Consider the following 13,589-nt stretch of genomic DNA (forward strand, 5'->3'; position numbering starts at 1 on the left):
CGCGTGTTGTTTTCACTCAAGGCATTGCCTCCAAGCCTTTCTCCTGCAAGGCTAACGATCCACCCCAGGTCAACTCTTAAGAATCGCCTCCTCTACGCACAAGCTCTGCGCGCCTCATGCTGCTTTACAACACCTCATCGGGGCCGATCCTGCGCGACGCCTCGCGATACGCCCGCATCGACCAGCCCTGGAGCGACTTGGTCAACAAGCCCGATCTGCCGGAGTTGTTGGCCGGCCAAGCCGGGCGGCTCGCGGAAGACCCGGCTCTCGCTGCGCTGGCCGAATCGCCCCTGGCGCCGCTCGGCGAGCGGCAAGAGATCTGGGCCGCCGGGGTGACTTATTACCGCAGCCGCACCGCGCGGATGGAGGAGTCGAAAACAGCCGGCGGGGGCAGTTTTTACGACCGCGTGTACGAGGCCGAACGCCCCGAGATCTTTTTCAAAGCCACGCCGCACCGCACCGTCGGCCCCGGCGGGTCGATGCGGCTGCGGAGCGATTCAAAATGGATCGTCCCCGAGCCCGAGCTGGTGCTGGTGGTCGCTCACACCGGCAAGATCGTTGGCTACACGATCGGCAACGACCTGAGTTGCCGCGACATCGAGGGCGAGAACCCGCTGTACCTCCCGCAGGCGAAGACCTTCGACCGCTGCGCGGCCGTGGGCCCGGCCATTTATGTTCCGCAGGCCGGTTCAATCGGCAACGACTCGTCGGTTACGATGCGCATCGAGCGCGACGGCGCCGCCGTCTTTGAGGGCGAGACCACCCTCGATCAGATGAAACGGGGGCACGAAGAGCTGGTGGGGTTCTTGATGCGCGACAACCCCCACCCCCACGGCGTGCTGCTCATGACCGGCGCCGGCATCATCCCGCCGGATGGCTTCAGCCTCGCCAGCGGCGATGTCGTGAGCATCGCGATCGATTCGATAGGACAACTTTGCAACACCATGGAGTAGGCGTCGCCTGCAACACTCATGACGCTTGTGACCGGTAAGCACTTTGTGGGCGGCCAGCGCTCGGCCGAAGGAACGGATTCGTTCGAGGCGAGCAACCCCGCGACAGGCGAAACGCTCGACGGGCGGTTCTTGGAAGCCGCCGATTCCGAGATCGATCGCTCCCTCGCCCTCGCGGACGAGTCGTTCGCCGCCCTCCAGCAGGCCCCGGCCGAGACGATCGCCGGCCTGCTCGACAAGATCGCCGACGGCATCGAGGCGGCGGGCGACGCCCTGCTCGCCCGCGCCCACGCCGAGACAGCGCTGCCGATGCCCCGCCTCACGGGCGAACGCGCTCGCACCGTGGGCCAGACACGCCGATTCGCCGCGATCGTGCGCGAGGGCTCCTGGCGCCAGGCGCGCATCGACCGCAGCGACCCGGCCCGCACTCCCCTGCCGAAGCCCGACGTCCGCACGATGCTCCACGCCGTCGGCCCGGTGGTGGTGTTCGGCGCGAGCAACTTTCCGCTCGCCATTTCGGTGGCCGGAACCGACACCGTCTCCGCCCTGGCGGCCCGCTGCCCGGTGGTTGTCAAAGCCCACCCGGCTCACCCCGGGACCTGCGAAATGCTAGCCGCCGTCATCGACCAAGCGGTCCGCGACGCCGGCCTGCCGGCGGGGGTGTTCTCCCTGCTGCACGGGCGCTCGCACCGCGTTGGCGCCGCGCTGGTGACCCACCCCAAAGCTTCCGCCGTCGCCTTCACCGGATCGCTCAAAGGCGGGCGGGCGCTGGCCGACGCCGTGGCGGCTCGCCCCCAGCCGATCCCGATCTACGCCGAGATGGGCAGCGTGAACCCGGTGTTCGTGCTCCCCTCGGCCCTCGAGCAGCGCGGCGACGCGATCGCCGAGGGCTACCTGCAGTCGGTCAACCTGGGCGTGGGGCAGTTCTGCACCAACCCCGGGTTGCTGTTGGCGGCCGGCGGCCCTCCGCTGGATCGCTTTCTCAAGGCCGCCGGCGAGAAGGCGGCCGCCGCTCCTGCCGCCACCATGCTGCACGACGGCATCCGCTCGGCGTACCAGGAGGGGGTCGCCTCGATCCGCGACACGCCCGGCGTCGAGGCGGTCGGCCCCGCGCGGGCGGCGGCCGGCGACGCGAACCAAGCGGCCTGCTCGCTGTTCACCGCCCCCCTCTCCCTGCTCGCCGAGCACGAATCGCTCGCGGCCGAAAACTTCGGCCCGAGCTCGATCGTCTTGCGCTGCGAGAGCCCCGATGACATGCTCGCTTTCGCCGAGCAAATGGAGGGGAGCCTCACGGCCACCATCCACGGGACGGAGCAAGACCTGCAAGACCACGCCCCGCTGGTCCGCTTACTCGAACGCAAGGCGGGACGGCTGATCTTCAACGGCTTCCCGACCGGCATCGAAGTCTGCGCCGCCATGCACCACGGCGGCCCCTACCCCGCCACCACCCACAGCGGTTTCACCTCGATCGGCAACGCGGCGATCTACCGTTTCGCCAGCCCCGTCTGCTACCAGGATTTCCCCGACTCGGCCCTGCCCGCCGAGCTGCAGAACGCCAACCCGCTGGGCCTGATGCGCCTGGTCGACGGCCAGCCGAGCTCAGCCCCGCTCCCCTCTGCGGGGTGACCGCCGCCGCGCATTAATCTTGACTCCGCTAGCGGGTAGCTTAGGCTTTGTTGTCGCGCCGGCCGCCCGCGGGCGTGCCTCCCTAATACCTTCCGCTTACAGAGGAGTCTCGACCATGGCGCTTGATCAAGCCGCTGCGAATCCCTACGTCGATTTCGGCAAGGGCGTGGTCGCCGACGCCGCCCCCAACGTGCGGGCGACCTTCATCCGCCAGACTTACACCCACTTGGCGATCGCCATCTACGGCTTCGCCGCCTTGGAGTGGTTCTACTTCAAGACCTTCAACATCGACGCCTTGATGAACCAGCTGATGGGCATGCGGTACGGCATCCTCGGCGTGATCGGCCTGTTCATCGGCGCCTCCTTGATCGCCGACCGCATGGCTCGATCCGCCGTGTCGCTCAGCAAGCAGTACTTGGCTCTCGGCATTTACGTGTTAGCCCAGTCGATCATCTTCGTGCCGCTGCTCTGGTTCGCCCAAGACCGCACGCTCGCACTCACCCAGGGCGTCGAGGTATCGCTGATCCCGGCCGCCGCCTGCAGCACGCTCATCATCTTTGCCGGGTTGACCGCCATCGCCTGGTTCAGCGGCCAAGACTTCTCGTTCCTCCGCGCCGGCCTCTCGCTGGGCGGGATCATCATCTTCGCCCTGATCGTCGTCAGCTACTTCTTCCCGCTCCAACTCGGCGTCTGGTTCAGCGTCGGCATGATCGGCTTCGCCTCGGCCTACATCCTCTACGACACGTCGAACGTCATACGCCATTACGCCCCCACGCAGTACGTCGCCGCGTCGCTGGCCCTGTTCGCCTCGGTCGCGTTGCTGTTCTTCTATGTCTTGCGGCTGATGATCGCCCTCTCCAGTCGCGACTGAGCCGGCCCACAATTGAATTGGCCCCGATTGGGCAGGCCACAGTTGGGCCAAACGCGTCCCCGAGCCCAGCAAGGCGGGTGCTTGTCACCCGCCTTGCCGTCTCATCTCCATGTGTCGGGTCCGCCCCGACAGCGACTACTTGTTCTTCTTCTCCTGCTTTTGCTTGCGTTTCTCCTTAGGAGTCAGCAACGCCTTCTTCTGCTGTTCCTTCTTGCCCTTGTCTTTGCTGCCTCTGTCGCCCATGTCGATTCTCTCTGTGAAGTGAAAAAGAAGTGGGGAAGACGCCGATGGCTCGGCGACTCGCCGGTCGTTCCTCGTTGCGACGACTTGGCGCGCCCCTTCCAGCCGCCCAAGCAATCCGTCCGGTCGCCTGGGCGATGAGTCTCCCGCGCCGCGGCGCCGGTCACAAGGCGTCGTAGCAGAAGCACGCCCACGCAAGCGCCAAACGTGGCGCCCGCCCATTCCCGGCGCGACTCAACCGCCGCGGCGTGCGATCGCGGCTACGCCGCCGCACCCCGCGTGGCGCGGCGCAAGCAGCAATGCTTGAATTTCTTGCCGCTCTCACACGGGCAAGGGCTGTTGCGACCGAGCCGCCGCTTGCGCCGCCCCTTGGCGCCCCCCAGGAGCTTGAGGGAGTCCTGGCGGAACATCTTCGCCAGCAGGCGGTAGAGCTCCGGGTTCTTCCGCTCCAGCACCTCGGGCGCCTCGAAGAAGTACTCGGTCAGCACCGCGTAGTACTCCGCCTCGTTCGTGTAGCCGTACGGCCTGATGTGCGACCGCTCGCCCTCCGGCCGGCCCAGCTCCTTGCCAACCCACGTGATCCACTCGCGGTAGGTCTCGGCCGGCATGCCGGGCGGCACGCCGTCGATCGAGCCGTCGGCGCCGTCGACCAGGTGGGCGAACTCGTGGACCCCGACGTTCAGCTTGTCGCTCGTGATGTCGAAGCCGGTGAGCAGCGCCGGCTTGGACAAGATCATCACCCCGTTCAGGTGGCCCGTGCCGACCATCCCCAGCGTGCCGCGCGGCTCGGCGCCGTCGCTGCGGTAGCTGTCGTCGAAGCTGGCGGGGTAGATCAGCACCTCGCCGAGCCGCGAGTACTCCCAATCTTCGAAGCGGAACACGGGGATGATCGCGCTGGCCGCCACCAGAACCCGCGTCGTGTCGTCCACGTCGGTCCGCACGCCGGTGATCCGCGTCTCGTCGAGAAACACCATCACCATCTGGCGGAACCGCTTGCGGCCGTCGTCGCCGAGAGCGCCGTAGTAGACGACCCGCGAACGCAAGATCGCCTCCCAAGCGTCCGGAAACGCCCGCCCCATCACCGCGAGGCGCCGCCAACACCGCCGCCGCAAGAGCCAATAAACAACCGGCGCGAGCAGCAAGCCCAAGAAGGCCCAGGGGAAGAAGAACCCCAGCACCAAGGCGACGCCGGCAACGACCGCCGAGAGCCCCCAGGCCCAGCGCTGGTTCAGACGATTCGACGTCGTGGTGACGAGCATAGGAGCAGTGAAATCGTAGGGTGGGTAGTTCTGTCGGCGAAGTGACACGATGCCTTGCGGATGGCGCAACCGCCGACAGGTATACCCAGCTTTGCCGCTCACACTAAGCAATTGTAGTCTACGCCCAGCAGGCGTGTGACCGTGTCGATGGTAGAGCTAGCCATCAGGCTGCTCTTGTATTGCTGCGACCGCGTTGCGTGCGATGGCATGCCCCTAGCGCGAAGCTCATGAGCAGCAACAGCAGGCTGCTGGGCTCTGGCGCGAGTACCGCGATCCAGGATCGACTGCCGTTCGGCCCAAAACCGCCTCCGATGATCGTACGGCCATCATCAGAAATATCGGTGGCGATCCTGAGTGTTCCGCCACCGATTGCTGGTGCCGCACCCTGGCTCACGAGAACATCCTCAAGGAGCCTCATGCGACCAAATTGATCCCACAGGATTGCATGTTGGCCGTTCTCGTCTCTGGCGTCACCGACAACGATGACACCATCTGGTGTGACGCCGTATGCCCCGCTGGATCCCGCTTCGGCGCCCGGGAGCCTGCCCAAGCCGCGCATCCCTCCAACCGGGGTCCAGCGAAACGCCTCGATAGACCCACCATCAGAATAGGCGTACCCAACGACGACCGAGCCGTCTTCGCTTGTGTCAGAAGCCGAGCTGAATTTCTCGCGGTCTCCGCTTGCCTCGGTGAGAAGCGTGCCCAAGGCTTGCATGCCAAACTCAGGCGTCCAGCGAAACGCCATGCGATCACGCCCGAGCTGGCTCCTGCCAACAATCACCGTTCCATCTGAATTGATCGCGCCTGCCCCGTCCTGATTGCCCCATTCGTCGTCAAGATCTCCCAAGTCAGCCATGCCGGTTTCATCAGTCCACCTGAATGGGCGGGTGCCCCCACTCTGGCGGTTTCCAGTACTAGTGCCAACCACCACCAAGCCATTATCTGAAACCGCATAAGCCGCACCATACCGTCCGTCCGTACCAGGGATGTAGCCTAAGCCTTGCATGCCTTCGCTGGCGGTCCAAACAAAGGGCTCACGGTAAACAGGATGATGGCTGTGGCTCAACTCAGAAGAGCTTGCCCCAACAATCACCGATCCGTCGGCAGATACCCCATAAGCGAAACTCATCTCGACTCCCCCAGGGAGATCTCCAATCGTATGCATCCCATCTTCGTGACTCCAGCGGATGGCACGGGTAGTCCCGTCAACGCTATGCGATGTGCCCACTACAGTGGCGCCGTCCGCTGATAGTCCGCTGATCGTAAGTGATTGGTCGCCTGGCAGGGCTTCAAGCCACCTGAAGGAAGCGATTGTGCCGGCACAAGCATTGGCGGCTAGAAGATGAATGACGACGGAGACGCCAAGCAACACAGCTGTGGTGACCCGGTAGACTCTGCTTGGATTCATTAGTACGACTCTGCAATTGGAGTGAACGTTGTCCGAATTTTAGAAAGGGAGAAGGATGTACCGAAGCATAGCCTAGGCCACTCACCAAACGAGAACCGGTCGGGCGATGGGCCTTCGCTCCGCTGCGGTCTATCCTACCCTGCACGGACACCTTTGTGTTGTCGCCGGGTGCCCGGGGTCGTAGCGAAGCGGAGCCCCCGGAGAATCACCAAGGGGTCGTCTGCTCGCTTAAAGCTGGGGGCTACGCCTGGCGACTACGACCCCAGCCACCCCAACTTTTTGCCAGCCGCGTGGGACCTTCTTCGCGCTGCGGCGGAAGGCGTGGGAGACCGGCGTGGATGATCCGATCGCGATCGACCGCGTCATCCTCCCGAGTCTGACGCTTCAAGATGAGCCGTCACACGGGCCGTTGATGCGGCGGCAAGAATAGAATCGTCCCTGCTTCGCATGCCCACGCGAGCGTGGGCATGGCGCTCGGCTTACCCACCTTAGCCGTCACGTTCTAAAGGTGGGTAAACCTGCCGCTTAAAGCCGCACAACTAGCGATGCTAATTGACGGCAAGACCACCCTCTCTGAGAACTTAAACTGCATGTCATCTATTTGCGGCTCACGCGCTGGCGGCGGAACAAGTACACGCCCGTAGTTAAACACATAGCCGCCAACGAGGAAACCGCCAACAGCACCATACACGAGGTTGCGTAGGACAAGGAACCTGCGAGCTCGATAACCACTGGCGTGTAACTTTCAGATGAGCCAAGAGCCACGATGGCAAGGAGCGCGCCGGAAACAAGGAATCCAGATATCGAGGACATCACAATCAACACGATGCTCGCGCGCCTGAGGGCCGAGCAGCTAGGAGCATGAGTTCCACAAGACCGTTCGCTGCGGACCACGGCCCTGTGCACCAACCACGGAACCAACGCTGCGACAGCAGACCACCCAACTGCGATGAATATCAATTCTTGCCACATATTAGCTACATTTGCCGTGCTGGCTTATCGACGGCGCCGTGCCCCGAGACGAGTAACGTTGACTTGGCCGGTACAGCCTCTTAGCTAGGTTCGGCCACCAAACGCTCAACTTGCAGGATATTGCTGTGCCCAGCTGGCCGCACACGCTTTAGGATTTCAAGCGCACGACCCTGGCTCTCCGACGCCTCCTCGCGATTACCGCGTTTGGCTAACACCTCCCCCAAAAGACTCATGGCCATGGCGTAGTCAGCTGATTCCGTCTCGAGAATCGTCTCGTGGGCTGACATCGACTTGCGCAGCGCGTGCTCGGCTTCTGAAAACCGGCCTTGTCGCCAGTAGACCTCGCCCTTCTGGTGCTGGAGTGAGGCGTAGTAGCGGCTCTCTTCGCCAAGCTGCTGCAAGATCCATATTTCCGCCATTTCCAGGGACTGCTCGGCGCCTTCGAAATCCTTTTCCTTCCTTTGCAACTTGGAACGGACAAAGTGTGCCCCCGCGCAAAGCCGCTGACTCGCTGATGGAAGAGCAGCCGCTGCACTCAAGACCTCCCCGAGCAGCGACTCTGTCTCGGCGTGTTTTCCAATAAAGATGCAAACACGCGCCAGGTCCAATTGGCATGCACGGTACAGTCCCGTCTTGGAGCTACCAGAATCACCCAGAACTTCGATAGCAGCACGCAACGATTCTTCGCTGCGAGGCAAATCGCCCTGCAAGTAGTGCGTGTAGGCCAATTGCTTGAGGGCAAACCCGACCTTCCCGTGCCTAGGCCCGTACATCGCGCGCAACTTCTCGACCCTTTTTCGGCACAGGTCCGCTAGCTCGCCGTATCTCCCCGACTGGTGGAGATCTTTAAGAAGGTCATTCTTCCTCTCTTTAGAAGCCATGGAAGTCTATTAAACCACACAACATCCGGAAAGAGATGCATCCCCGCCCACAGCCGGGCGCCCGAACTCGCTGCAAACGGTCTCATGGCGAATCCCCCGGAGGGGCGTTTGATTGCGAATCGCCGGGGGAGACGCCTTGTCCGCCACCGGCGAAACCTCAGCTACCCTGCTTTATCGCCCGACGACCCTGCTTTTTTAAACCAGTCTTCCGTCCACCGCCTCCAGCGCTGCGTCGTTCCTTTGCCCTTTGCTACGCCTTAGAGCGGTTTGCTCATAGGTGTAGACGCTCGGCTCGCGATCGGCGTCATGGCTTCGTCAGCCTGCAACGACAATGCACCGCATTGCCTGCTTCGGCTTCCTCGCCACGCCGCCAATCGCTTCCCCGCTCGTCCACACCAATTCGAAAACCGCTCTAGTTCCCCTGGGGCGTCGCGCTCAAAAACGCCGGCCGCCAAAATTTGGCCCGGATCGGGCGTGCTGGCGAACGCCGCGGCGCGGAACTAATGCCGACCGCCGAAACGACTTACGACAAAGTGGCGCGCGGTCAAGAATCGCTGCTGCGCGCTGGCCCAAAAGCGATTGTCGAAATTAGGTGAAAGAGGCGTTACAAAGATAATTGGGCGCCGCAGGGGGTCCAACTTTTGCAACCAGCCGGGCGTTTTGTCAGCCTCCGCCGTGCAGATCGCAGAGCGATCGACGTAAGTCGTGAGGCGTCGCGCGGCCAACTTTCTGGCGAAGGCTCGGGCGGCGCCTTTCTGGAATACTATTGGCCGCGCATCGAAAAGCGGTCAGCAACCAGCTATTGGCCGCCGGCCCTTGGCGAGGCCGACCGCTGAAAGCCGATCGCTGACCGCTTCTTGCTAATTCACTTGCCCATGGCCCGCTTCAGCGCGGCGCCCATGTCGGCCGGGCTCTCGGCCACTTCGATGCCGGCCGATTCGAGCGCGGCGATCTTGTCCTCGGCCGTCCCCTTGCCGCCGGAGATGATGGCGCCGGCGTGGCCCATCCGCTTGCCGGGGGGCGCCGTGCGGCCGGCGATGAACGCGGCGACCGGCTTGGTGACGTGCTCCTTGATGTACGCGGCGGCCTCTTCTTCGGCGGTGCCGCCGATCTCGCCCATCATGAGGATCGCCTCGGTATCGCCATCCTCTTGGAACAGCTTGAGGCAGTCGATGAACGACGTGCCGTTCACGGGGTCGCCACCGATGCCGACACAGGTCGACTGGCCGAGTCCCAGGTTCGTGAGCTGCCAGACGCCCTCGTAAGTGAGCGTGCCGCTGCGGCTGATGAGGCCGACCGGGCCCTTCTTGTGGATGTAGCCCGGCATGATGCCGATCTTGCACTCTTCGGGCGTAATGACGCCGGGGCAGTTGGGGCCGATCAGGCGGACCGGCTTGTCCTTGATCTTGTCCCAGACGCGGACCATGTCCATCACCGGAACGCCCTCGGTGATGGCGCAGATCACTTCGATGCCGGCGTCGACCGCCTCGAGGATGGCGGCGGCGGTGAACGGCGGCGGGACGAAGATCATCGACGCGTTGGCGCCGTGCTGGTCGACCGCCTCTTGCACGGAGTTGTAGACCGGCCGGTCGAGGACTGTCTGGCCCCCCTTGCCGGGCGTGACGCCGGCGACCAACTGGGTGCCGTACTCGATGCAGTTGCGCGAGTGGAACTCGCCCGCCTTGCCGGTCATGCCCTGGCAGATGAGGCGGGTCTCTTTGTTGACTAGGATCGACATGGGTATGGTTCTTAACTGTTGGCCGTTAGCAACGAAAGGATTGGTAGCGATCAGCTGTCAGCGGTCGGCTTTCAGCTTTTTAAGAAGCGCTGCAAGCATTCGCTTGACTTCGCATGTTAGTTGGTTGAGCGGGTCCCACTGCTGCTGGTTTAGGTAGCTCAGGTCGCGGGACAATCGCAGGTGGTATTCCGTTTCGGAGGCGGAGCCCATGGCGATCTGCAAGAAGCGGGCGAAGTCGGCGTCGGTGCCTCTTCCACAGCCTTCAGCAATGTTCGCCGGTATCGAACTCACCGACCTCCGCAATTGACTGGTCACCCCGAACCGTTCATCGCTCGGGAAGTTTCTCGTGTCTCGATAAACGCTCAAAGTCAGCTGATGGGCCTTTTGCCATACGACTAGGTTTTGGAAGTCCTTCATCGGCTAACCTCCTCCCAAAACAGCTGAAAGCTGACTGCTGACCGCTAGGCGGCGTTCGCCGCCGCTACGACCTTCTTCGCCGCGTCGGTGAGGCCCTCGGCGCCGATGATGTCGACCCCCGATTCAGCGAGGATCTTGCGGCCCTCTTCGACCTCGGTGCCTTCGAGCCTCACGACGAGCGGGACGTTGAATCCGACTTCCTTGTAGGCGGCCAGCACGGCGTTGGCGATCGTCGTGCACTGCATGATGCCGCCGAAGATGTTCACCAGCACCGCCTTGACGTTCTTGTCGCCCAGCAGGATGCGGAAGGCTTCGGTCACTTGATCCTTGTTGGCGCCGCCGCCGACGTCGAGGAAGTTGGCCGGCTCGCCGCCGTGCAGCTTCACCAGGTCCATGGTGCTCATCGCGAGGCCGGCGCCGTTCACCAGGCAGCCGATGTTGCCCTCGAGCTGCACGTAGCTGAGGCCCGCCTCGCCGGCGCGCAGTTCGTTGGCGTCTTCTTCGCTCGTGTCGCGGAGCTCCAGGAGGTCCTTGTGACGGAACATGGCGTTCTCGTCGAACGTGACCTTCGCGTCGAGCGCCATCAGGTCGCCGGCGCCGGTGACGACCAGCGGGTTGATCTCCATGAGGCTGCTGTCCAGCTCGACGAACAGCTTGCAGACCGACTGCATCAGCGCCACGGCCGAGCCGACCGATGAGCCTTCGAGGCCCAACTTAACGGCGAGGTCTTTGGCGTCGCTATCGGACAGGCCGCTGTCGGGCAGGAATGCGGCGGTGTGGATCAGCTCGGGGGTCTCTTCGGCCACCTTTTCGATGTCCATGCCCCCTTCGGTCGAGACCATCAGCACCGGCGACTGGAAGCCGCGATCGACGACGATGCCGAGGTAGAGCTCGCGGGCGATGTCGCAGCCGCCCTCGACGAGCACCTGCTGGACCTTCTGGCCCTCGGCGCCGGTCTGGATGGTGACCAGATCGCCCCCCAAAAGGGCCTTGGCGACACGGGCGGCGTCGGCGGCGGTTTTCACCAGCTCAACGCCGTGCTGTTCTGAGCCCTTGATCGTGCCCTTGCCGCGTCCGCCGGCGTGGATCTGGGCTTTGACGACGGCGATTTTGCCGCCGAGCTTGTCGAAAGCGGCCGACGCCTCCTCGGGCGTGCGGGCCACAATGCCCTCGGGCACGGCGATCCCGGCCTGGCGGAAGAGCTGTTTGGCTTGGAATTCGTGGATCTTCATCGTCGGCTTCGTCGGCTTGAAGTTATCGGCTTGAAGGGCGAACGCCGGGCGTTGCGGCAATTCCCCATTGGCTCGCGTGAGCGGCGCGGCAAAGCGTATGAGCTTAGCGAGGAGGACGAAAAGCCATAAGGCGCCGTTGGGCCAAAAGACGGACTTCTTCGAGGCAGACATGAACTCGCAGCCCGCAAAACCGCCCCGGTTACGCGGCTCGGCGCCGCGGCGAGCCGCGCAACGCGAGACGCGAACGATAGCTGGCGGACAAAATTTCGCGAGTTACCCGCTGTCGCCCCGGCGGGCACTCGGCTAGATTCTCGGCCAGATAAGGTGGTCTCGGGTTGACGAGAGACCGATATCGTGAAAAAATTCACGAACCAAACCTGCTGTGAGCAAGTCTGTTACGCATCTTCGACGCCTCCCGCCTGAGCTCCAGCTAGCAGCCCCCCGCCTCTCCGACGCAACTGCCCCCCACGCGCCGACCGGCGGCGCGATGAACCCACGCACGACGCCGCGACCCACTCGCCGGCTCCCGACGGAGTTGATAGCCGTATGACCCACCAATTCAAATTGTCGAAGGGTTTCGACTTGCCGATCGATGGCGAGCCGAGCCAAGCGGTGCTCGACAGCCCGCTGGTCAGCACCGTGGGTTTGGTGGGAGACGATTACATCGGCATGAAGCCGACGATGCTGGTGAGCGAGGGCGATTCGGTCGAGATCGGCCAGCCGCTCTTTACCGACAAGAAGAACCACGACGTCCCCTTCACGGCGCCCGCCGCCGGCAAGGTGGTCGCTGTGAACCGCGGCGCGAAGCGTAAATTCGAGTCGATCGTCATCGAGCTTGGCGAGTTCGCCGAGCGGCGTTTCGTCTCGTACCAAGACCACAACCTCGCCCAGCTTTCGCGCGACGACGTCCGGAAGAACCTGATCGACTCGGGATTGTGGACCACGCTGCGGTCGCGGCCGTTCGGCAAGATCCCGGCGCCCGATTCGGCCCCGCACGCGATCTTCGTCACCGCGATCGACACGAACCCGCTGGCGGCCGACCCGCAGGTGGTGCTCGCCGACAAGCCGGCCGAGTTCAAGGCGGGTCTGGAAGTTCTGAGCCGACTCACCGATGGCGTGACTTACCTCTGCAAGGCCTCTGGCGCCACGCTTCCGGGCGAAGATCTCAGCTGCGTCGAGGTCGCCGAGTTCGATGGCCCCCACCCGGCCGGCCTGCCGGGAACGCACATGCACCTGCTGGCGCCGGTCTCGCTCAGCCGCTCCAACTGGCACGTCAACTACCAAGACGTCGTGGCGATCGGCCACCTGTTCCTCACGGGGCAGCTGAGCAACGAGCGGACGATTTCGCTCGCCGGACCGGCGGTCGGCACGCCGCGGCTGGTCAAAACGATCGTCGGCGCCAACCTCACCGAGCTCTGCTTGGGCGAGTCGCAAGCCAACGTCCGCACGGTAAGCGGCTCGGTCCTGTCGGGCCGCAAGTCCGCCGCGCCGGTCGACTTTTTGGGCCGCTACGACCTGCAAGTCACCCGCTTGGTCGAGGGCAACCACCGCGATTTCATCGGCTGGATGCTGCCGGGCTTCGGCCGCTTCTCGCTGTCGAGAGTTTACGCCTCGGCGTGGCCGCCGCTCAACACGCCGAGCCGGCGGTTCAAGTTCACCACGTCGACCGAGGGGAGCCACCGGGCGATCGTGCCGCTGGGTCTGTACGAGAAGGTGCTGCCGCTCGACCTGATGCCGACCGCGTTGCTCAAGTCGCTCTGCACCGGCGACACGGAAGAGTCGCAGATGCTCGGCTGCCTGGAGCTGACCGAAGAGGACCTGGGGCTCTGCACGTTTGTTTGCCCCAGCAAGAACGAGTACGGCCCGATGCTCCGCAAGAGTTTGACCACGATCGAGGTCGAAGGCTAAGCCGAGACCCAGACAACCTTCGAGGGCTGAGCCGAGCCCCTGATACCGGTCGAGGGTTAACCGAGCCCTGACCACGAGCGCTACTGC

10 protein-coding genes are annotated in these 13,589 nt (G+C 63.8%); 4 read left to right on the plus strand and 6 right to left on the minus strand.

What is annotated here, in order from left to right; translation table 11 throughout:
* Positions 1–116 precede the first annotated feature (116 nt).
* From Mal64_RS02985 to Mal64_RS02995, 3 genes are all read left to right on the plus strand, one after another.
* Positions 117–953: a fumarylacetoacetate hydrolase family protein gene (locus Mal64_RS02985; RefSeq protein WP_146396833.1), complete on the plus strand. Its 837-nt coding sequence runs from the start codon at positions 117–119 to the stop codon at positions 951–953.
* 18 nt (positions 954–971) lie between these two features.
* Positions 972–2,576, plus strand: a complete 1,605-nt coding sequence (locus Mal64_RS02990) for an aldehyde dehydrogenase (NADP(+)) (protein ID WP_146396836.1) — start codon at positions 972–974, stop codon at positions 2,574–2,576.
* A 115-nt stretch (positions 2,577–2,691) separates the two neighbouring features.
* Positions 2,692–3,447, plus strand: coding sequence for a Bax inhibitor-1/YccA family protein (locus Mal64_RS02995; RefSeq protein WP_146396839.1), 756 nt, complete (start codon positions 2,692–2,694; stop codon positions 3,445–3,447).
* 500 nt (positions 3,448–3,947) lie between these two features.
* Here the strand turns inward: Mal64_RS02995 and Mal64_RS03000 are convergent, their stop codons facing one another.
* The 6 genes from Mal64_RS03000 to sucC all read right to left on the minus strand — a co-directional run bounded on the left by Mal64_RS03000 (position 3,948) and on the right by sucC (position 11,594).
* Positions 3,948–4,946 carry a M90 family metallopeptidase gene (locus Mal64_RS03000; RefSeq protein ID WP_146396841.1) on the minus strand — a complete coding sequence of 333 codons (999 nt, stop codon included), beginning with the start codon at positions 4,944–4,946 and terminating at the stop codon, positions 3,948–3,950.
* 163 nt (positions 4,947–5,109) lie between these two features.
* Complete coding sequence (locus tag Mal64_RS03005; RefSeq protein ID WP_197525391.1) at positions 5,110–6,075, minus strand: hypothetical protein; 966 nt, start codon at positions 6,073–6,075, stop codon at positions 5,110–5,112.
* A gap of 1,331 nt (positions 6,076–7,406) precedes the next feature.
* Positions 7,407–8,207, minus strand: a complete 801-nt coding sequence (locus tag Mal64_RS03010; RefSeq protein WP_146396846.1) for a tetratricopeptide repeat protein — start codon at positions 8,205–8,207, stop codon at positions 7,407–7,409.
* Positions 8,208–9,072: 865 nt separating this feature from the next.
* Positions 9,073–9,945, minus strand: a complete 873-nt coding sequence (sucD, locus tag Mal64_RS03015) for a succinate--CoA ligase subunit alpha (RefSeq protein ID WP_146396850.1) — start codon at positions 9,943–9,945, stop codon at positions 9,073–9,075.
* A gap of 57 nt (positions 9,946–10,002) precedes the next feature.
* Complete coding sequence (locus tag Mal64_RS03020; RefSeq protein ID WP_146396853.1) at positions 10,003–10,362, minus strand: four helix bundle protein; 360 nt, start codon at positions 10,360–10,362, stop codon at positions 10,003–10,005.
* A gap of 44 nt (positions 10,363–10,406) precedes the next feature.
* Entirely contained in the window at positions 10,407–11,594 is a 1,188-nt protein-coding gene (gene sucC, locus Mal64_RS03025; RefSeq protein ID WP_146396856.1) for an ADP-forming succinate--CoA ligase subunit beta, read from the minus strand.
* A 546-nt stretch (positions 11,595–12,140) separates the two neighbouring features.
* Here sucC and Mal64_RS03030 point away from each other — a divergent pair.
* Entirely contained in the window at positions 12,141–13,502 is a 1,362-nt protein-coding gene (locus Mal64_RS03030) for a Na(+)-translocating NADH-quinone reductase subunit A (RefSeq protein ID WP_146396859.1), read from the plus strand.
* Positions 13,503–13,589 lie beyond the last annotated feature (87 nt).

This window comes from Pseudobythopirellula maris (assembly GCF_007859945.1).
Classification (GTDB): domain Bacteria; phylum Planctomycetota; class Planctomycetia; order Pirellulales; family Lacipirellulaceae; genus Pseudobythopirellula; species Pseudobythopirellula maris.

Excerpts from the sequence above, each read along its gene's own strand:
- Mal64_RS02990 (WP_146396836.1), top strand. The coding sequence starts at position 972 with ATGACGCTTGTGACCGGTAAGCACTTTGTGGGCGGCCAGCGCTCGGCC.
- Mal64_RS03020 (WP_146396853.1), bottom strand. The coding sequence starts at position 10,362 with ATGAAGGACTTCCAAAACCTAGTCGTATGGCAAAAGGCCCATCAGCTG.
- Mal64_RS02995 (WP_146396839.1), top strand. The coding sequence starts at position 2,692 with ATGGCGCTTGATCAAGCCGCTGCGAATCCCTACGTCGATTTCGGCAAG.
- sucD (WP_146396850.1), bottom strand. The coding sequence starts at position 9,945 with ATGTCGATCCTAGTCAACAAAGAGACCCGCCTCATCTGCCAGGGCATG.
- Mal64_RS03005 (WP_197525391.1), bottom strand. The coding sequence starts at position 6,075 with ATGAGTTTCGCTTATGGGGTATCTGCCGACGGATCGGTGATTGTTGGG.
- Mal64_RS02985 (WP_146396833.1), top strand. The coding sequence starts at position 117 with ATGCTGCTTTACAACACCTCATCGGGGCCGATCCTGCGCGACGCCTCG.
- Mal64_RS03030 (WP_146396859.1), top strand. The coding sequence starts at position 12,141 with ATGACCCACCAATTCAAATTGTCGAAGGGTTTCGACTTGCCGATCGAT.
- Mal64_RS03010 (WP_146396846.1), bottom strand. The coding sequence starts at position 8,207 with ATGGCTTCTAAAGAGAGGAAGAATGACCTTCTTAAAGATCTCCACCAG.
- sucC (WP_146396856.1), bottom strand. The coding sequence starts at position 11,594 with ATGAAGATCCACGAATTCCAAGCCAAACAGCTCTTCCGCCAGGCCGGG.
- Mal64_RS03000 (WP_146396841.1), bottom strand. The coding sequence starts at position 4,946 with ATGCTCGTCACCACGACGTCGAATCGTCTGAACCAGCGCTGGGCCTGG.